Genomic DNA, 302 nt, shown 5'->3' with positions numbered 1-302 from the left:
GCAGCGAGCGTCGCCATCGATGGATCGAAGTTCAAGGCGGTCAATGCGCGGGACAAGAACTTCACCGAGGCGAAGATGAAGCGGCGCCTGGAGCGGATCGACGAGAGCATCGCCCGGTATCTCTCGCAGCTCGAGACCGCCGATCGGCACGGCGATGCGGTGCCAGAGGCGAAAGTTGCGAGGTTGAAGGGCAAGATCGAGAAGCTCAAGAAGGAGATCGCCCGGCTCAATGCGATCAATGCGGAGATGATGAAGAGCGAGGACAAGCAGATCTCGCTGACCGATCCTGACGCGCGCTCGAT

1 pseudogene is annotated in these 302 nt (G+C 60.6%); it reads left to right on the top strand.

Annotation, left to right across the window (positions count from 1 at the left end):
* Positions 1 to 302 (top strand): annotated as a pseudogene (locus tag OZ411_RS43265) (IS5/IS1182 family transposase); the annotation flags it as partial.

The sequence above is a fragment of the Bradyrhizobium sp. Arg237L genome, from assembly GCF_029990105.1.
Classification (GTDB): Bacteria; Pseudomonadota; Alphaproteobacteria; order Rhizobiales; family Xanthobacteraceae; genus Bradyrhizobium.
The sequence above is the reverse complement of the archived record's forward strand: the minus strand, read 5'-3'. Positions and strand labels throughout refer to the sequence as shown.